14 protein-coding genes are annotated in these 20181 nt (G+C 38.7%); 1 reads left to right on the forward strand and 13 read right to left on the reverse strand.

Annotated elements, in window-relative coordinates; translation table 11 throughout:
* Positions 1-58 precede the first annotated feature (58 nt).
* The 7 genes from HZR84_08935 to HZR84_08965 form a co-directional block, all read right to left on the reverse strand.
* The gene (locus HZR84_08935; protein QNL22059.1) at positions 59-5884 is read right to left on the reverse strand and encodes a T9SS type A sorting domain-containing protein; all 5826 of its coding nucleotides are present in this window, start codon (positions 5882-5884) and stop codon (positions 59-61) included.
* Between the two features lie 63 nt (positions 5885-5947).
* Positions 5948-7156, reverse strand: a complete 1209-nt coding sequence (gene chrA / locus HZR84_08940; GenBank protein ID QNL22060.1) for a chromate efflux transporter — start codon at positions 7154-7156, stop codon at positions 5948-5950.
* 3 nt (positions 7157-7159) lie between these two features.
* On the reverse strand, positions 7160-8131 hold the full coding sequence (locus tag HZR84_08945) for an isopenicillin N synthase family oxygenase (GenBank protein QNL22061.1): 972 nt from the start codon (positions 8129-8131) through the stop codon (positions 7160-7162).
* A 33-nt stretch (positions 8132-8164) separates the two neighbouring features.
* Positions 8165-8830 carry a DNA repair protein RecO gene (gene recO / locus HZR84_08950; GenBank protein QNL22062.1) on the reverse strand — a complete coding sequence of 222 codons (666 nt, stop codon included), beginning with the start codon at positions 8828-8830 and terminating at the stop codon, positions 8165-8167.
* Positions 8830-11220 (reverse strand): hypothetical protein, encoded by a 2391-nt coding sequence (locus tag HZR84_08955; GenBank protein ID QNL22063.1) that lies wholly within the window; start codon positions 11218-11220, stop codon positions 8830-8832. The genes recO and HZR84_08955 overlap by 1 nt, the downstream gene beginning before the upstream one ends.
* The gene (locus HZR84_08960; GenBank protein ID QNL22064.1) at positions 11174-11752 is read right to left on the reverse strand and encodes a thymidine kinase; all 579 of its coding nucleotides are present in this window, start codon (positions 11750-11752) and stop codon (positions 11174-11176) included. The genes HZR84_08955 and HZR84_08960 overlap by 47 nt, the downstream gene beginning before the upstream one ends.
* Position 11753: 1 nt before the next feature.
* Positions 11754-12077, reverse strand: coding sequence for a (2Fe-2S)-binding protein (locus HZR84_08965; GenBank protein ID QNL22065.1), 324 nt, complete (start codon positions 12075-12077; stop codon positions 11754-11756).
* Between the two features lie 34 nt (positions 12078-12111).
* On the opposite strand from HZR84_08965, the gene HZR84_08970 reads away from it, so the two are divergent.
* Complete coding sequence (locus tag HZR84_08970) at positions 12112-13143, forward strand: hypothetical protein (GenBank protein ID QNL22066.1); 1032 nt, start codon at positions 12112-12114, stop codon at positions 13141-13143.
* A 1-nt stretch (position 13144) separates the two neighbouring features.
* Here HZR84_08970 and rodA read toward each other — a convergent pair whose 3' ends face one another.
* Genes rodA through purH form a run of 6 tightly spaced genes read right to left on the reverse strand, consistent with a single transcriptional unit; the run spans position 13145 to position 20173 of the window.
* On the reverse strand, positions 13145-14413 hold the full coding sequence (rodA, locus tag HZR84_08975) for a rod shape-determining protein RodA (protein ID QNL22067.1): 1269 nt from the start codon (positions 14411-14413) through the stop codon (positions 13145-13147).
* Complete coding sequence (gene mrdA, locus HZR84_08980) at positions 14413-16215, reverse strand: penicillin-binding protein 2 (protein ID QNL22068.1); 1803 nt, start codon at positions 16213-16215, stop codon at positions 14413-14415. The genes rodA and mrdA overlap by 1 nt, the downstream gene beginning before the upstream one ends.
* On the reverse strand, positions 16212-16727 hold the full coding sequence (locus HZR84_08985) for a hypothetical protein (protein ID QNL22069.1): 516 nt from the start codon (positions 16725-16727) through the stop codon (positions 16212-16214). The genes mrdA and HZR84_08985 overlap by 4 nt, the downstream gene beginning before the upstream one ends.
* A 1-nt stretch (position 16728) precedes the next feature.
* Positions 16729-17559 (reverse strand): rod shape-determining protein MreC, encoded by an 831-nt coding sequence (gene mreC, locus HZR84_08990; protein QNL22070.1) that lies wholly within the window; start codon positions 17557-17559, stop codon positions 16729-16731.
* A 6-nt stretch (positions 17560-17565) separates the two neighbouring features.
* A complete protein-coding gene (locus HZR84_08995; protein QNL22071.1) occupies positions 17566-18591 on the reverse strand; it encodes a rod shape-determining protein in 1026 nt (341 codons plus the stop codon).
* Between the two features lie 58 nt (positions 18592-18649).
* Entirely contained in the window at positions 18650-20173 is a 1524-nt protein-coding gene (gene purH, locus HZR84_09000; GenBank protein ID QNL22072.1) for a bifunctional phosphoribosylaminoimidazolecarboxamide formyltransferase/IMP cyclohydrolase, read from the reverse strand.
* Positions 20174-20181: the final 8 nt, after the last annotated feature.

A 20181-nucleotide genomic window follows, 5' to 3' on the forward strand; every position in this document is an offset into this window, starting at 1 on the left:
TTAATGATAGGATTGCTTTCAATTAATACAGATAGGGGATGAAATATTTTGGTTTTCCTTATTTGGATTTCACGATTCTTCTGACTATCGTCGTATTCTTAGTTTCAATTATTATAAAGTACAAGCCCGGAGATGAGGACTCCAAATTGATTTGATTTTCCTTATTCAATTCTGCTTTGTACAAAGTTTGACCATTGACATCAGTAATTTCTAAATTGCCTGATGGCCTTTTGTCAAAATCTACATGAATAAAATCGTTAAATGGATTTGGATAAACATTGATCTTTAAATTCGCAGCAAGATCGTAGAATACAGAAATTACTCTGGAATATTCGAAGCTGCCATTCGCGTCTATCTGTTTAAGTCTATAGTAGTTTTCACCTTCGTACAGATCATTATCAATTACAGTATAATTTAAAACTTCATTTGAATATCCCGCGGCATCCACACTTTGAATAGAGATCCAATCGAAACTTGAACTACTTTTTTCTACATTAAAATGTGATGTGTTTTTCTCATTAATAGTTTTCCAGTTAATTAGTACCTCATCATTTATCAATTCGGCATTAAAGGCAATTAACTCCAGAGGTAGTGGAGCACCGGCACTGGCACCTATAGCAAATTTTGAAAAAGTAGTATAACCTGTTCTTTGAGCAAAACCATTGCCGGCATCATAAATTCTTCCTGCGGAATCCAATGGAGGCATCAATGTTGTTCCTGCCAATGCATCCCATTCATTGTAATTCGTTGAAGCAGAAGGTCTTTTCAAAATGGTAAAAGCATTATCCAAAGTTCCGTTCAAACCGGTGATATTTTCAACATGAAGACGCAAGCCATAACTTCCACCACTTATTGCACCCACCGGATTTATATCCCATTCTGCATCTTCAAAGATATTTACTATTGCCGGACCATCTGAAGCTATTACCGGATTTAAATTTCCATCCACATTATTTCCAACTTCATTAATGGTTGATACCGATACTTCCAATGCACTTATTCCCGCTGCATTATTATTGATAAATTCCATGAGTTGATAATCTACTGAATTGCCACCTGTTCCAACCGGGAAAGGTATGGTATCGGTATTGACCAAAATACTCTTTCTCACTAAGCCTGTAATAAAACTAGCGGATGAATACCCTGTAATATCAGAGGGGTCTGTACTGCTTAATATTAGCGTATTTCCATTGGCGTCAACTATTCCATCTGTTAGCGTTAATTGATTGGAAATGGTTACATCACCGTCAAGGGATAATTGTGGGCCGGTACCGAAACTATTATTGATTTCTACATTGACATAATTAAAGTTATCACCAGCTCCACCGGTATTTTGAGGGAATGTTTGAGCGTTAGCTGATCCATTAAATTCCAAAGTGGAATTATTATTCATATCCAGGATTCCAAAGTTTGCATTTCTTATAAAATCACCCCCAATAGATAATCTGCTATCATTGTTTAATTCAATTTCTGATTCCCCCGAAGCGATTGCAAAAAATTCAATATTGCCTGAAACATCTAAAGTCGAATTATCATTTAAGCGTGCTATCAAATTATCGGCACTTGAAAAATCGGTATCGATTATAAGATCACCCCCAATTGAGCCACTGCTATTATCATTAAACAAAAATTCAAGATCATCTCCTCCTGTATTGCCATTGTGATCTAAATAAACATTCCCCGTCACATTGAGCTGCGCAGTACTTCCTACCGAATTATTTCCTATGTGAATAAGTATGTCATCTCCACCCTGATGGTTTGCAATTAAATCTCCTGTAATATTGACCTGGGAATTGTCATCAATTAACAAACTCAAATCACCACCAATCAATGTCAGCATAGTCAGTGAATCTCCAACATTTAGCTGTGTGCCGACACCATTTACATTTAGAGTAGTGTTTTCTCCTCCATCATCAAGCTCAAGATCTAAATTATCATTCACTGTAAAACTCACGCCTCCATTAATATTTAAACTTGCATCATCATTTCTTACATCATTTTGTATAAGTAGTGAATTAATAACCACATCGCTTGCCGGGCTATTAACATCAAAGCCATCAATGAGGACCACCGAGCTTGTGCCGGGTTCACAATCACATGTTGCTTCACCGATTCCTATAGTAGACCAGGTACTGCTGTTATTCCAATCTCCATCCAATCTTGCATAAATGTTTATTGGGCTCACGCTAAATCTATAATTGAAATGGTTGATTCCACCACCGTCATTCGTCGCAATTATTTTAGAAGAACTAAATCCGGTTTCGGCGGGATTTGTAACATTATTGATAATAATATCAAAATTTACCCCTTCAGAAATACCGGTAGGAGCATTAAAAATTAATGTATCATTGTTCTGTGTAGTAAATGATGAAATCGCCACGCCATTAAAGGTACTTCCAGCCAATGTTGCAGTAGAAAAGTCTCCATTTGGTAAGACTATTATTATCTGATTGCCTATCGAAATATCAAGTGTTTTGGTGACATCACTTTCTATATTTTGATTGTATGTAAAAACTGTAACTGCAGAAGGGGAATCATCGGTATTGATCAAGGTAGAATTTTCAAAACAAGAATTAGTAGGAGCAGCTTCCGAGCTTACCCTGACATTATCTATGGTCCAATATTCATTAGTGGCATTATTTCGAACCAATGCACGTATTTCAACCTCACAGCCCAATAGATTGTTTGAAACAGCTTTTTCAGGGCCAAAAGGCAAATCATCCTGATGTGTTCCGTTGATTTCAAAATTTTCCCAACTCGCCCCATCCATGCGATATTGAATTCGAATTGAATCTGTAATTTCCAGGGTACCAAATTCACCGTATTCAACTTCCAGTTTTACATTATCATAATTGGAAATATCAATGGTTTCGGTGGTCCAGGCATTTTCAAGAGGTACATTTCTTGCAAGCAGGCCTCTTGCCCCGTCGATCATATAATAATTTTCAACCCGATACGATGTTCCCGATAAAAGATTTTCTAATGTCCAGTCGATGCCGACATCGTTGGAATTATTGTCCACAGCAACGTTGGCATTATCGGCATAGGTCTCAAAATCTTCAAACCAGATGGAGGCGGGCCCGACGGTATAGCTGTAATTAAAATGGTTGATACCGCCCTCATCGTTGACCGCTTCCAGTGAGGCGGTGTATTGATCTTCGGTGGCGGGATTAACGGCACCGATGATAAGGATGTCAAAGGCAGCGCCTTCGGCAACGGTGGAAGGGGCGAGAAACTCCAGGGTGTCGGAGGTCTGGGTGGTAAAAGCGGCGATGGCGTTCCCGTCAAAGGTACTTCCGGCGGTGGTGGCTGAAGAGAAGTCACCGTTGGGCAGGACGATGCGCACCAGGTTACCGGCCGAGACGTCCAGGTCAAGCACGCCATCGGCGGGCACGGTTTGAGAAAAGGTATAATCGGAGGCAGCCGAGGTGCCGGTTTCCGAGACGCTCATGGAGGCGGCGGTGAAACAGGCGTTATTGGTAGCATCCTCAGAGGAGACGCGCACGTTATCAATGGTCCAGTATTCGTTGGTGGCATCACAGGCGGTGGTGACGCGCACTTCGACCTGACAACCGAGCAGTCCGGTGACCGTGGCTTTTTCAGGACCATTAGGCATATCGTTTGAATGGAAGCCGTTGTTGAGGCGGATCCAGGCGGCGCTGTCGAGGCGGTATTCGATGACGATGGAATCGGCGGCTTCCAGGGTACCAAACTCCCCGTATTCCACATCGATGCGCACATTGTCATAGGCGGAGATGTCAATGGATTCGGTGGTCCAGGATTTAGAGATGCCCAGGCCGGTGTTACGAGCGAGCAGGCCCCGTGCCCCGTCGATCATGTAATAGTCTTCAACGCGGAAGGAGGTTCCGGTAAAGCCGATGGGTTCAAGGGTCCAGTCGATGCCGACATCGTTGGAATTATTGTCCACAGCAACGTTGGCATTATCGGCATAGGTCTCAAAATCTTCAAACCAGATGGAGGCGGGCCCGACGGTATAGCTGTAATTAAAATGGTTGATACCGCCCTCATCGTTGACCGCTTCCAGTGAGGCGGTGTATTGATCTTCGGTGGCGGGATTAACGGCACCGATGATAAGGATGTCAAAGGCAGCGCCTTCGGCAACGGTGGAAGGGGCGAGAAACTCCAGGGTGTCGGAGGTCTGGGTGGTAAAAGCGGCGATGGCGTTCCCGTCAAAGGTACTTCCGGCGGTGGTGGCTGAAGAGAAGTCACCGTTGGGCAGGACGATGCGCACCAGGTTACCGGCCGAGACGTCCAGGTCAAGCACGCCATCGGCGGGCACGGTTTGAGAAAAGGTATAATCGGAGGCAGCCGAGGTGCCGGTTTCCGAGACGCTCATGGAGGCGGCGGTGAAACAGGCGTTATTGGTAGCATCCTCAGAGGAGACGCGCACGTTATCAATGGTCCAGTATTCGTTGGTGGCATCACAGGCGGTGGTGACGCGCACTTCGACCTGACAACCGAGCAGTCCGGTGACCGTGGCTTTTTCAGGACCATTAGGCATATCGTTTGAATGGAAGCCGTTGTTGAGGCGGATCCAGGCGGCGCTGTCGAGGCGGTATTCGATGACGATGGAATCGGCGGCTTCCAGGGTACCAAACTCCCCGTATTCCACATCGATGCGCACATTGTCATAGGCGGAGATGTCAATGGATTCGGTGGTCCAGGATTTAGAGATGCCCAGGCCGGTGTTACGAGCGAGCAGGCCCCGTGCCCCGTCGATCATGTAATAGTCTTCAACGCGGAAGGAGGTTCCGGTAAAGCCGATGGGGTCCAGGGTCCAGTCGATGCCGACATCGTTGGAATTATTGTCCACAGCAACGTTGGCATTATCGGCATAAGATTCAAAGTCTTCAAACCAGATGGAGGCGGGCCCGACGGTATAGCTGTAATTAAAATGATTGATACCGCCCTCATCGTTGACCGCTTCCAGTGAGGCGGTGTATTGATCTTCGGTGGCGGGATTGGTAGCCCCGATGATAAGGATGTCAAAGGCAGCGCCTTCGGCAACGGTGGAAGGGGCGAGAAACTCCAGGGTGTCGGAGGTCTGGGTGGTAAAAGCGGCGATGGCGTTCCCGTCAAAGGTACTTCCGGCGGTGGTGGCTGAAGAGAAGTCACCGTTGGGCAGGACGATGCGCACCAGGTTACCGGCCGAGACGTCCAGGTCAAGCACGCCATCGGCGGGCACGGTTTGAGAAAAGGTATAATCGGAGGCAGCCGAGGTGCCGGTTTCCGAGACGCTCATGGAGGCGGCGGTGAAACAGGCGTAGTCAGCAACGCCAAATCCTTCAACCAAAATATCATCAAAGGACCAATATTCATTGGTGGCATCATTTGCAGCAGTAATCCTGATCTCTATAGTGCATCCAAGAATTCCACTAATTGTGGCTGTATCTTGTGATACAACCATATCATCGGACTGGAAACCATTTGTAAAACTTATCCAGGTTCCTCCATCCAGACGGTATTCAATTAAAATCGAATCTGCAGGCTCCAAAGTACCAGTTTCATTGTAAAGAACTGATGCACTTACATTTTCATAGGCAGAAATATCTATGGTTTCACTTTGCCATGTTTTAGAAATGCCTAAACCAGTATTTCTGGCTACGAAAGAGCGAGTTCCATTAATTAAGAATGCATTTTCTACCCGAAATGAAGTTCCGGTCAAACCCATTGCTTCTACTGTCCAATCAATACCTACATCGTTTGTATTATTATCAACTGCGACAGTGGCATTATCAGCATACGTTTCAAAACCTTCAGACCAAATTGTGGTTTGAGCAATACTTACTTCAAAGTTTGTATTAAAAAGTAAAATGAGAATGATAGCTTTAAAAAGCTGCGATTTGGATTTTAAAAAGGTCAAAATAGGATAAAAGGAAGTTTACGTATACAAATGTATACAGTTTAAACTTAATAAGAAACCGCTTTAAAATATGAATCCGGCAAGTAATCCGGTTAATATAATTAGTGGCGAGGGCACTTTGCTGAACATCAACATTAAAAATGTTATAAGTATAACAAGAAGGTTTACGATGTCCATAAATCCGATATTAATAATATCTACCCCAATAGGTTCAAATAAAATTAATGCAGCTGCCACAACCAATCCTGAACTAGCGGCATTAATTCCTTCCAATGAGGCTCTAACCACTCTATACTGTTTTAGTGATTCCCAGAATCGAATAATAAAAAATATCAGAAACGTACCCGGTAAGAAAATACCTAATGCAGCCATTGTAGCTCCTAGTATTTCACCTCCAATGCCCAATTCCCTAAGTGAAAGTGCACCTACAAATGCGCTAAAACTAAAGACAGGTCCGGGAAGCGCCTGAACCATTCCATAACCGGTTAGAAATTCTTCTGAACTTAAATAGTGTTTAAACTCTACAAATTCTGTGTGTAAATATGGTATCAAAACTTGCCCACCTCCAAAAATCAAACTTCCATTCCTATAAAAATTTTCAAAAATTAGAAGTGGTTTATAGGCAAGTAGATTACCCAATAAAGCGGCCAGAATTAATATTCCAAGATATAGGATGAAGTTTTTCCAGTCAATATTTAATTTTTCTTTCTCATCCTGCTTTGGTTGCTGCTGAAATTTCATGGCGGTAATAACTCCACCCGTTAAAAGTAAAATCGGAAATACCCAAGGGGAACGTATGAAATAACTGATTACAGCTGCAATCACCATTAAAGCCCCGCCGAGTTTTGTGTTTATTACTTTTGATGAAATCACATAAGCTGCGTAAGCTACAAAGCCCACTGCCATTGGCTGAATAAATCTCGCAAACTCCATTGAGCGCTGATTTTCATCCAGGTAGGAAATTAAAACACCTGCAGCAGTCATAATGGATACTGCAGGGAAAATCCAAACTAAAAGTGTCAGGTAAGCTAATGTTGCACCACCTTTTTTATATCCTATAGCTGTAATGGTTTGGGTCGAGGTAGGACCAGGAAGAATCTGACACAGTGCAAGCAATTCTAAAAGTTCTTCTTCGGTAACATAGCCCCGTTTTTCCACAAATTGTTTTGTGAACAGCGCTATATGTGCTTGAGGACCCCCAAATGCGGTCAGTGAAAGGCCGAGTACATCTTTAAGAAAAATAAAATATCTGAAGTCCCTTAGCTTGGCCAAAACTTATTTCTTTAAGCCAATTTCTTTTAACCTCTCATTTAAAAATTCACCCGCACTGATGTCATCAAATTGTTTAGGGTTTGATACTGAAACACAAGAATCCAAACAACTCAAATCCATGTCAGATCTTGGATGCATGAAAAATGGTATTGAATATCTGGAAGTTTTCATTTTTTCTTTAGGAGGGTTGACCACCCTGTGAATGGTCGATCGCAAAACACCATTTGTCAGTCTTTCAAGCATATCTCCAACGTTCACAACAATTTGATCTGGAAGGGCCGTAATTGGGATCCATTTATTATCTCTTCTCAAAACCTGCAATCCCTCTGCGCTTGCACCCATTAATAGAGTAATGAGATTAATATCGCCATGTTCTGCTGCCCGAACCGCATCTTCGGGAATTTCTTCGGGATTTTCAATTGGGTAATAATGTATTGGCCTTAAGATTGAATTTCCTTTTTCAACTTTTTGGTCGAAATAGTTTTCATCGAGGTTCAGATATAATGCGATTGCTCTTAGCACCTGTTGTCCAGCGCTTTCCAATGTTTGAAACACATTTATGGAAATATCTTTTAGTTCGGGAATTTCTTTAGGCCAGATATTCACAGGATACGTTTCACTTAAATCTTCCGGAGAGCCCGAAGGCTGACCTACATGATAAAATTCCTTTAAATCTCCTGTATTTCTCCCTTTTGCATGTTCCTGTCCTTTCGGGGTATAGCCTCTTTGTCCGAAAATAGATTTATCGTGATATTTCAATTTTATCTCATCCGGGAGTGAGAAAAACCGCTGATATGCAGCGTATAATTTTTGTGAATCATTTTCTGATAATCCGTGATTTTTAAGGGCTATGAAACCAATATTTGAATAAGCTTCGCCCAATTTTTCAACAAAACTATTTTTTAATGCTTCATCCTTTGACTTAAAATCATTGAGATCCAAAGATGGGATTTCATCGTGAAGAACAGGTGTCATATGAATTTATTCTGAGATAAATTTAAATATATATCAATTGTGAACAACTTCTCTTAAAACATTAATTGATCTGAATGCTCCAAAGTTATCTAAATGATATTGGTAGTACCTAATTAATAATTCCAACAATTGAAATCTATCAGCTCCCTTAAGGGGCATTTGATTAAAATTTATAAGCTTTTCAACAATTTTGGATTGCCGGGTATCCATTAGAACACCGGCCGAATTAAAGTCTTTTAGTTGGTTTGGAGCAAAACCTAGAAATGAACTTAACTTCAACATAAAATCAATATGAAAATCCTCAATATGGTCTTTAATTTGATCAAACAATGCAATCTGCTCAACCAAAAAATTGAACTTAGCGGAATTCGCACTTTCTTCTTTTAGACATTTAATCAGCAATTCAGCCAGAAACATTGCGATAATAATTTTAAAAGGATGAAATGGAATACTCCTGAATGGAAGGAACAGCTTTAATTCTGAAATACGCTGAATTTCTTTGTTTTGATTTTCATAAACAACCATTTCCAAAATATTCAGACTTTGAAAATAGGCCATTTTATTGCCTTTTTTACTACTTTTTACGCTGTTGACTATATAGGATCTAAGGCCAAATTCTTCTGTATAAACCTTAGCTATTATCGAGTTTTCCTTATAACTGATATAGCCTAAAACAATTCCGCGTGTCTTGTGAAGCATTATTCAATAATAGCAAATTTTGTATTGCAGAATTCTTCACCATCTTCCGTCGTAGTTAGAATATAATATACGCCTGATTTCGGTTTTGTATTGTTGTAGGATCTAAGATTCCAGGTAATTGAATTCCCTGTTGCTGTCTGCTCATAAAACAACTTCCCGCCATTGTCAACAATCTTTACTATGGCATTTTGTGGAATATTATAAACACTTAAGTTTCCCTGATATCCGGGTTTTACAGGATTGGGAAATACTTTTATATCATCGCAAACACTATTTGAACTCGTAGCTGTACCACGATAAGATACAATTCCATCATTGGTTGCAAAAAAGACTTCCCCGTTTTGTTCATTGATTTCGATATCTACGATTCTGTTGCTTATCAAAGGGCTGTTATCGACTGTAAAATTAGCGATTACGTTTGTGCCATCCGGTTCAAATAACCACACACCGTTATTTGTTCCCACCCATTTTCTATTAGCCGGATCTACTTCTATTGATGTTATTATCTCCTCGCGCAATAAAGGTCTGTTTTCAAAAATGGGAGTACTGGCATCAACATTTCCACCTTCAAAAATTCTATCAGGATTGAAAAATACTGCGACTCCATCATTGGTTCCAACCCAAATATCTCCGTCAAGATCAATTGCCATATCATTTACAGCATTGGTTGGAAGGTTGCCATTTCCTTCTGCCGCATTCAAACTTCTTATTTGATTTTCTTCTTCATTAAACACAATTATACCTCCGGTGATATTAATTACTCTACACCAAATGTTGTTGCCTTCGTCTGTCAGCATTTGATCAATACGATCGAGATTTTGAGCAGAAAAAGGAAGTGTTCTCCATCCATTTTCCGGACTGTAAAAATTAATTGGCGTCGGCGATTCATTATTTGCCAGCACTAGTTCACCCTCCTGATTTTCGGTCATTGCGGTAACTCGCGTAGAGGCAAAACCATCCAAAATGTTAAATAATGTGGAGTTATTCGAATTAAAAACCTGAAAAGAGTCTGAATTATATTGCAACAGAACTCCATATCCAATTGATCCCAGTGCCAGTAAATTGGCGGATTTATAAAAGTAGGGTTCGTAAAGATCAAGAAGGAATTTCCCTATATTTTTAGTATTTGGCAGCTCCTTCGGTAAATAATTAATCCATTCTCCATTTTCATAAATAGAATATCCAAAATCGTTTAGTTGTTGTGTAAAATTTGTCTTTCTTCCTCCCGATGTCACCACCAGCATTCCATCATTATAGGCCATACGGGCTACAAGATTCTTAAATGGCCCATTTGGATTATAGAATTCATATTCACCGCTCAGATTTGAAATAAGACCTCTGTCCGGCGAAGAAATCCAATATTTCCCGTTTTTATCTATTAGAAAATCATCAGGAGTTGGAAAAATTTCAAGCTCGGATATTGTATTGCTAAAGGTGTCAGTGGCATTCCACAATTGGACATTATTGCCTGTTATCAATATAAATTGATCCTTGATAATTTTAAGCTTTTTTATTTGACTTCCCAGTCCGGGCATTCTTTCCTGCCATTTCCCGGATTCATATTGCCATAACTCGGCAGAATTGCTATTGTTTCTTGCTACAAATATTGAATTGTTAAAGGAAACTAAATCCGAAAAATTATTTTGAGGAACACTGTCAGCAGAAACAAACAAACGCCAATTATTTACATCTTGTAAATTGACTGAACTATTATAAGGAGCCTGCATTATTCCCTGGGATGTAGACAAATAAATGCTGTCGCCATTTGTATCCACGGTGCTGGCATAAATTTCAATTTGACTGTTATTTCCAAGTCCAAGATTTCTGTAATCTTCAGCGACTTCAATTTTCCTCAAATCTAATTTTACCAATCCAAACGAACAGGAGAGAAAAGCAAAATCTCCATCAATGGATATGTGATTAATTCTTTTGGAACCAACAATTGCAGAAGATTGAATTATCGCATCGATGTTTATTATATAACCATCGCTATCCACTAGGTCTATATTACCGCTTTCATATGCTATTATTAAAGTAGCTAGTGCTTTATGATATTTTAACACAGAAATCCTGTTATCGTTTAGCCCTTGAATTTTACTTATTTTATCAAATATTCCGGTCTTAGGATCTACTCTAAACAATCCATTTTCTGAAGCTGCATAAATGTAATTATTGGTTTCTTCTATCGAATTTATTTGGTAATAAGAAAAATGCGTCCTCCAGCTTCCAACGGGAATATTTGATTGTGCCGAGATTTTTGAAAATCCAAGGCAATTCAGGATAAATAAAATACTTAAAAAAGTATATTTCATGGCTTGAGAACGCGACTTATACCGTCTTATTTTACTCATCGAGATTGAAACAAGCGCGACATCTAGCCTGGTATTCATCGGATGCTCCAAGCATAACAGTTTTATTAGACTTCTTAATGCGATATGAAAATGAAGCCAGACTTCCACAGCGCACACAAATGGCATGAAGCTTTGTAATAAATTCTGCATTAGCCATTAACTGAGGCATTGGACCAAAAGGATTACCCATATAATCTTTGTCCAAGCCCGCTACAATTACTCTCTTACCCTCATCGGCAATGGTTTTGATAATATCGATAATTTCTTTGCTAAAAAACTGGGCTTCATCAATGGCAATTACCTGGGCATCTTTTGATAATTTAAGAATGTCATTCTCATTCTCGATAACTATTGACTCCATTTCACTTTCATCATGCGAAACAACTTTTTTTTCATGATATCTTTTATCCAAAGAAGGTTTAAACAATTCTATTTTTTGTTGTGCAATTTTAGCACGACGCAAACGACGCATAAGCTCTTCTGTTTTACCGGAAAACATGGGTCCTGAAACCACTTCTACCCATCCCGAATTGGCAATTTCGCTATCCTGAAAAAAAGGTTCTGTAAACATATTAGTAGGAGTATTTCATATGAGGTAATTTATTTTCAGGACTCACTTCAATCTCTATGTCCCCGCTTATTTTACATTGACAAGCCAATCTTTGATTTTCATTTAATAAATTTTTATTTCTATACTTCAATTCTGCTCCTGTCAAAGAACTGATATTTTCAGTTCCATTTATTAAAGTCAATTTACAAGTAGTACATCGCCCTTTTCCGCCACATGTATGCATCCAGTCTATGAATTCAGAATGAATAGCTTCCAAAACTGAATTATTTGAAGGGTAAAATGGTACCTTTCTATTGAAGAGGTTCTTAATAAGAATATCTGGCATCTTTTTTAACTTCGCAAATGAAAGAAAATTCACTATGGAGAGCAAACTAAACCTTATTGCCATACAGGACTATTCTGATGAATTAGCTGGAATTTTTCTAAATGAGCTAAAAGGCCAAAAAAGTCATTTTTCAGGAAAGGATATTTTATCGCTAAATGAAGTGAAACAAGTTAACCTTTTTATTTTGAAAGAGATTTTTTTTAGCTGGAAAGTTCAAAATATACAAATGAGAAGTCCTTATTTTGATTTTGACAAAAAGGAAGTTAGTGAGTCCCTTAAGGATTTCATGAATTTGTTGTCCAGACATATTAATGTTCCTTTTGAATTAATGCATGGGCTTTACAGCCTTGCCATCAGGGACACCATACTTTTTTATCTTGTGCCAGATTATTTTCTGGTTCACTTCATTAATGAATTGGAGGATGACATGCTTAACCGTGAGACATTAAATCAGTACAAAACTTATTTGGATCTCAATAGGAAAATGTATGAAAATTTCCTTGCCAAAATAGACACAGAGAAAATAGACATAAGCAATAGAGAAAAGCTGGGTGAACTAATTCATTCGATAAGTTTTGACGCAGAGGAAAAGGAGATATTCGACTATTTTTCATCAAAGAAAAATCTGGATATAGAGCTGTTTTTAAAAATTGAGGAAACTGAAGAAAGCGAGATTAAACCTAAAGCGGATACATTTAAAGAGGGGAAGAGTTATCAATTTGATAATGAGCAAATTGTAAATGAAAAATATAAAACTGATTCGGGAATTCTCAATGACAAACACAAAGGAGAAAAGTCATCGTCTTTGCTCGATAATATGCAAAAACAGAAAATCAATAGCATTTCAAAATCAATATCACTGAATCAGAGATTTGTTTTTATTAAAGAGTTGTTTGGCGGCAATCTTGATAATTACGATAAGGCCTTAAATACTTTGGATTCCTTTAAATCCTGGGAAGAGGCAAATCAATTTATCGAAGAAGAGCTTGCTCCTGAATACAACTGGGATATTTCAAAAGAATCGGTGGCAGAGTTTAATGAAATAATAGAACGAAAATACAAATAGTCTATCTGCCAAGAATTTGTAATCTGTGGGCATCTAATTTTAGCAAGGTAAAAAGCAAAATTGAAAAAGCAACTAATGCCGAACCACCATAACTAAAAAATGGCAAGGGTATTCCAATGACAGGAAAGAGGCCAATTGTCATACCGATATTTACCATAACATGAAACAAAAATATACTCGTCACAGCATAGCCATAGGCCCTGGCGTATCTCGACTTTTGGCGCTCAGCAATTTGAACGAGTTTTATTAGAAAAAATACAAAAACAGAGACCAAAATAAGCGAGCCAACAAACCCGTGTTCCTCTCCAACGGTACAAAAAATATTGTCCGTACTCTGATCCGGAATAAAATCAAATTTTGTTTGTGTTCCTTTTAAATATCCTTTGCCCCAAAATCCACCACTTCCTATGGCAATTTTAGATTGAGTCACCTGCCAGCCTGCTCCCATTGGGTCTGCATTTGGGTTAATAAATACCTGAATTCTATTTTGCTGATGGGGTTTTAATACATTGTTAAAAACATAATCCACGCTGATTACTAATCCAATGGAATAGACCACAGCCATGATTACCAAAATGATCCGCTTTGCTTCTTTCAAACTCAATAATATTCCGAGTATTCCAAGGATGATCATTGCCACGATAATTACAATTTTTGAAACCAATAAGGTCAAAATAAAAAGTATGGCTGAGAGTACACCTATTATTAAAATTATCGGTGACATACCTTCTCGAAACAAAACCAAAATAAAAGCAGAGTACACCAAAGCAGATCCGGTATCGCCCTGCAGCACTGTAAGGGCAAGAGGAATTATTATGATTGCAGCTATGGCCACAATGTGTTTGAATTTTCTGAAGCTGAAATTAGATTTATTTAAAAACTTTGCCAGAGCCAGTGCGCAGGCATATTTTGCAAATTCAGATGGTTGAATTCGCACTCCACCTATTTGAAACCAGGATTTTGAACCGGCAACTTCGGTTCCCAAAAATAATACGGCAATTAGGCTGGCGATTACCATAAAATAAATAAGCCATGAAAAGGTGCGGAAAAAGCGGAAATCCATGAGCATAATTATCGAAGCAAATACCAGGGATATTCCAATCCATATTAATTGCTTTCCTGAATTAAGAGAAAAATTGAAAATACTTGTAGGATTTTCGGGATCGTATACAGCGGCATAGATATTAAGCCAACCAAATGTAATCAGGGCTAAATAAATTGCAATTACAGTCCAGTCGATATTATCCGTAAGTCTTCCTTCGGTTCTCATTAATAAATGAATTCACCTTTCTTTATATAGTCTTCGAGCCAGGTCCGTTTGATCTCTCCCAACAAATATTTTTCGATCATCAAACCACTAATACCGGCAGCCGCTCGCCCTCCTTGTCCTGAATTTTCTACAAATACCGAAATGGCAATTTTTGGATTTTCTTTTGGGGCAAAACAGATAAAAACGGAGTGATCCTCACCATGGGGATTTTCAGCTGTTCCGGTTTTTCCGCAAACATCGATTCCAGGTACATTGGCGCGCAATCCTGTGCCTTTTTTTACCACTTGTTCCATGGCGTCTATAACAATTGGAAAATGCCCAGTATCAATACTTGTATAATTTCGGACTTTGTATGTTTCAGGAATACTTTCTTTTTCATCGATGTCCTTAATAAAATGTGGAGTCATATAATAACCTCTATTAGCAAGTATCGCTGCCAAATTGGCCATTTGAATCGGTACAATTGAAATTTCACCTTGTCCGATTGCCAGACTGTAAATCGTAGAAAACTTCCAACGGTTATCGCCGTAAAGCTTGTCATAATAGGCGGGTTGCGGAATAAAACCTCCTTTTTCATTTGGAATGTCAATTCCAAGTGGGGTTCCAAAACCAAAACTTCTGATGTGTTTATTCCAGGTGGCCAATCCAATTTCAGAGTCTTTGTAGGTATTCTCATCCAAATTCTGATTAATAATTCTTTTGAAAGTTTCTCTAAAATAGGGATTGCATGAATTTTTAATGGCCCCCTTTAGATCTTCAAAATAGTGATCACCGTGGCATGCAATAATGTTTCTGTTACAGGTAATTCTGGTATAAGGGAAAATCACTTTTTCTTCAAGAGCAATTAAAGCCTGGGCCAGCTTAAAAATGGAGCCCGGAGGATAAGGAGACATTAAAGGCCGGATAAATAGAGGTTTTAAAGTGTCTTCCAATAAACTCTGATAGTTTTTTGGGAAGTCTCTTCCCGTTAAAATATTCGGGTCATAGGAGGGTGCTGAAATAAATGTGAGGATTTCACCGGTATTTGGTTCAATTGCAACTACACTTCCTCTTTTCCCTTCCATTAACCATTCGGCGTATTGTTGTAATTCAAGGTCTAAGGAGGTTTTGATATTTGATCCCGGCGATGAAAGTGTATCGTAAAGGCCTTGTTTAAATTTTCCTTTTACCAAACCCCGAACATTTACCATTTGGTAGCTTATTCCTTTAACTCCTCTTAATTCCTGCTCATATTCGGATTCAAGGCCACTCTTTCCAATAAAATCACCCTGCTCATAATGTTCTTTTTCATATTTTTCGAGTTGTGATTTGCTTATTTCACCAATATAACCCAATGCCGATGCCATGCTTTTATGCGGATAAGATCGCACCGTACGAGGGGATACATAAAAACCGTTAAATCCAACAAGATTATCTTCTATTTCGGCAAACTCTTCGAGGGGCAATTGCTTAATAAAAATAGATGGTTTTACATAGGAATAAGATTTAGCGTTTTTTAGCTTCTCATCGTATTTCTCCTCATCAATATTAAAGATTTCACAAAATTTATCTTTTTGATCTTCTTCAACTTCTTTGGGCACTACCATTACATCAAAAACCGGTTCATTTTCAACAAGGACATTATTTTTTCGGTCAAGGACCAGACCCCGGAATGGATAATGCACTTTTCTCTGAATAATGTTATGCTCGGCGGCTAATTTGTAATTGGAATCCAGAACCTGAAGTGCGAAAAGCCTTGAAATAAATACAAGGCCGATTATAATTATGATACCGATAAAGACGTATTTTCTATTATCTCTCATGTTTTAATCTTGCTGAAAAGGAGCAATTGAACAGTAATAATCATCACCAGCGAAAATATAGCGGAAACAGCCGCATAGAGCATGGCTTTAAAAAACAATGAAAAACTAAAAGCATCGAGACAATACAGAATCAAATGATGACTGAAAATCAAAATCGAGGCGTACATCAAATACCATCCCCAACCCATTTGATTAACCGTAATTCTCATTCCAATTTCAAAGCCACTTTTAGGATTCAATAAGCTTAATAAGCCCGGCCTTATAAACATTAGAAACACAGATGCAGCTGTATGAATTCCACCACTTTGATAAAAAATGTCTAAAATTAATCCAGTGCCGAATGCGATAATTAAACCGAGAATTCTGTCAAAATCAAAAGGCAGCATTAAAAAAAACCCAACGTAAATAAAACAAAAGCCATACTCAAGAAAGTTAAGCTGGCTGAATACAAATAGTTGCAACAAGAGAAAAACAAAAAATGCGCTAATATGATATATAAAATCTCTGCCCATACTATTCGTTTGATAATTCTTGTTCCAATTCTAATTTTTCTTCCCTCAATCTATTTCCAACCAAATAAACATGTTTAATGGAATTAAAATTTGTAAAGAGTTTTACACTGAGGTCGTAAAATGTCGCATCTTCCGAAAGTTCTACTTTAGAAATGATACCAATATCGACTTCAGGAGGGAAAACAGCATTAAACCCGGAAGTTTTTACAGTATCCCCCGGATTAATCTTTAAATGTCTGGGGACATATAGCAATCTGGATTTCTCCGAACTTTCAGCATCCCACTTCAAGGTAGCCTGAATACCGCTAGGTGTTATTTTAGATGCTACATAATAGCCGGTGTGGAGTACCGATACAACCGTAGAATAATTAGAGGAGACCGATTCAACCTTACCAATTATTCCTTTTGAGCCTATAACTGCCATATTTGGTTTAATTCCATGGATGGCCCCTTTATTTAAAGTGAGATAGTTGTTAAATCGATTGGTCGAATTGTTGATGACTTCAGCCGGAACATAGTAGTACTGCTGAAGCACAGAAGGAGGCCGGTCACCTCTGGGTGACTGATTTGGAGAATGTGCTCTTTGCGCTAAAAGCTCCCTAAGTTTTGCATTTTCAACCTGAAGCTCTTTGTTATGTTCCTTTAAATTTAAGTATTCGCTTACATTGCTTGTACTTGATTTAATTCTTCCCGAAATCTCAATTCCAGCTTTTACGATTTTTGTTTGCTGATAAATGGTTCTGTTTTTAATCAGAACAAAAGACAGGTATTCTAAAAATAGAAAAAGAATAAATGCGCGATAGCGATATAATAATTGAAATAATCTTTCCATGAAAGATTATTTCATTAAAACGGCTTTATAACGGTCGAGATCTTTAAGTGGAATTCCGGTTCCCCGAACCACGGCTCTCAGTGGATCCTCTGCCACATGCACCGGTAATTTGGTTTTCATGGAAAGCCTTTGATCCAAGCCTCTTAAAAGGGCTCCGCCTCCGGTGAGATAAATTCCATTATCGTAAATATCTGCGGATAATTCAGGAGGACTTATTTCCAGGGCTTTTAAAACCGATTCTTCAATTTTGGAAATTGATTTATCCAGAGCAAATGCGATTTCTGAGTAAGAGATTTTTATAACTTTTGGAATTCCGGTCATTAAATCCCTTCCCCTGATTTCATAGTCTGCAGGCGGCTCATCTAGCTCGGTCAAAGCAGAACCAACTTCAATTTTTACTTTTTCAGCTGTTCTTTCCCCGATTAGTAGATTATGCTGTCTTCTCATGTAATCCAGAATGTCCTTATTGAAAACATCACCGGCTGTTCTAATGGATTGATCGCAAACTATCCCAGACAATGCAATGACTGCAATTTCTGTTGTTCCACCCCCAATATCCACCACCATGCTTCCCACAGGTTGTTCAATGTCAATACCAATTCCTAGGGCTGCCGCAATAGGTTCCTGGATCATGTATACTTCTTTGGCATTTGCATGTTCTGCGGAGTCTCTTACCGCTCTTTTTTCTACTTCGGTGATACCTGAAGGAATACAAATCACCATTCTATGGCTAGGTCGAAATAACTTCTTGCCTTCATCCGTCATACGGATCATTCCTCTGATCATTTGCTCTGCAGCATTGAAATCGGCAATCACACCGTCTTTTAAGGGTCGGATAGTTTTAATATTCTCATGGGTTTTTTCATGCATCTGCATGGCTTCCCTTCCAATAGCAAGCACTTTTCCCGTTGCTTTGTCCAATGCAATAATGGAGGGTTCATCCACTACAATTTGGTCTTTGTGAATGATTAATGTATTTGCTGTTCCTAAATCGATAGCAATATCACTTGTAAAGAAATCTAAAAATCCCATAGTGTCTCAGATACTAATTCGTACGCCTTCAAGTTTTCGAGTGGCAAAGATAATTTTTTTAATGTTTGAAATGTCTGATTCCGGTAAAAACCATAGATAAATCATTTTTATTACAATAATCGATAGAATCCTGGTCTTTTATAGATCCACCGGGTTGAATAATTGATTTAATTCCTGCTTTATCAGCTATTTCTACACAATCGGGAAATGGAAAGAAGGCATCGGATGCCATAACGGCACCATTTAAATCCATTCCAAATCTTAAAGCTTTTTCAATTGCCTGATTCGCTGCATCTACTCTCGAGGTTTGCCCCACTCCGGATGCCAGCATTTGGCCTTCCCGTGCCAATACTATCACATTCGATTTGGTATGTTTGCAAACCTTATTCGCAAAAATTAATGCATTGATTTCAGATTGATTGGGTTGTTTTTTGGTAACAACTTTTAAATCTTCTGCTTTTTCTATCGCTAGGTCCTTATCCTGAACAATAACACCATTTAAAATTGTTTTAAACTGAGGTTTTGAATCAATTTTTAATTTTTGTTTTAGCAGTATTCTGTTCTTTTTACCTTTTAGTATAGTAAGTGCTTCTTCTGTAAAAGAGGGAGCGATTACAACTTCGCAAAAAAGCTTATGAATCTCTTCGGCAGCATCTTTATCAATTTCTCTGTTGGTGGCAAGAATGCCTCCAAATGCTGATACAGGATCTGCCTCCAATGCTTTCAAATAGGCAGACTTTACTGTTTCTCCTAATGCCAAACCGCATGCATTGGTGTGTTTTATAATGGCAAAGGCTGTTTTGTCAAATTCCTGAATTAATGCTACTGTTGCGTCAATATCTACTAAATTATTAAAAGATAAATCTTTGCCGTGCAGTTTTTCAAACATGTCATCCAAAGGACCGAAAAAGGTAGAAGATTGATGCGGATTTTCACCATAGCGCAGGATTTTACCCGGTTTTATACTTTCTTTAAAAACACTTATTTCTGAATCCTTATTGAAGTGTTTGAAAATTGCCGTATCGTAATCTGAGCTTGTTTCAAATGCATGAGCAGCAAAATACTTCCTGTCTTCAATACTGGTTTTGGCTTCTTTTCCTGAAAGCACTTTTTCTAAATCCTGATATTGATTTTTTGATGCTACGACTAAAACATCTTTGTAATTTTTAGCTGCAGCCCGTATCAGGGAAATACCACCAATGTCAATTTTTTCAATGATTTCTTTTTCATCCTGAGTATTGGCAACTGTTTCCTGAAATGGATATAGATCAACGATAACGAGATCAATTGAGGGGATTTCAAAATTTTCGGCCTCCTGTTTGTCCTGGGCAAGGTCTCTTCGGAAAAGAATTCCTCCGAATATTTTAGGGTGTAGTGTTTTTACTCTTCCACCGAAAATTGAGGGGTAAGATGTCAGGTCTTCAACAGGAATTACTTTGGCGCCGCTTTCTTCCAAAAATTTCTGTGTGCCACCAGTAGAATAAATAGTGATATCTTTTTTGATTAGATCTTGAATAACTGATTCAAGACCGGTTTTGTGGTATACTGAAATTAAAGCGCTTTTAATTATTTTGTCTTGCATGAATGCAT

It is taken from the genome of Hyphobacterium sp. CCMP332 (genome assembly GCA_014323545.1).
Lineage (GTDB): Bacteria > Bacteroidota > Bacteroidia > Cytophagales > CCMP332 > CCMP332.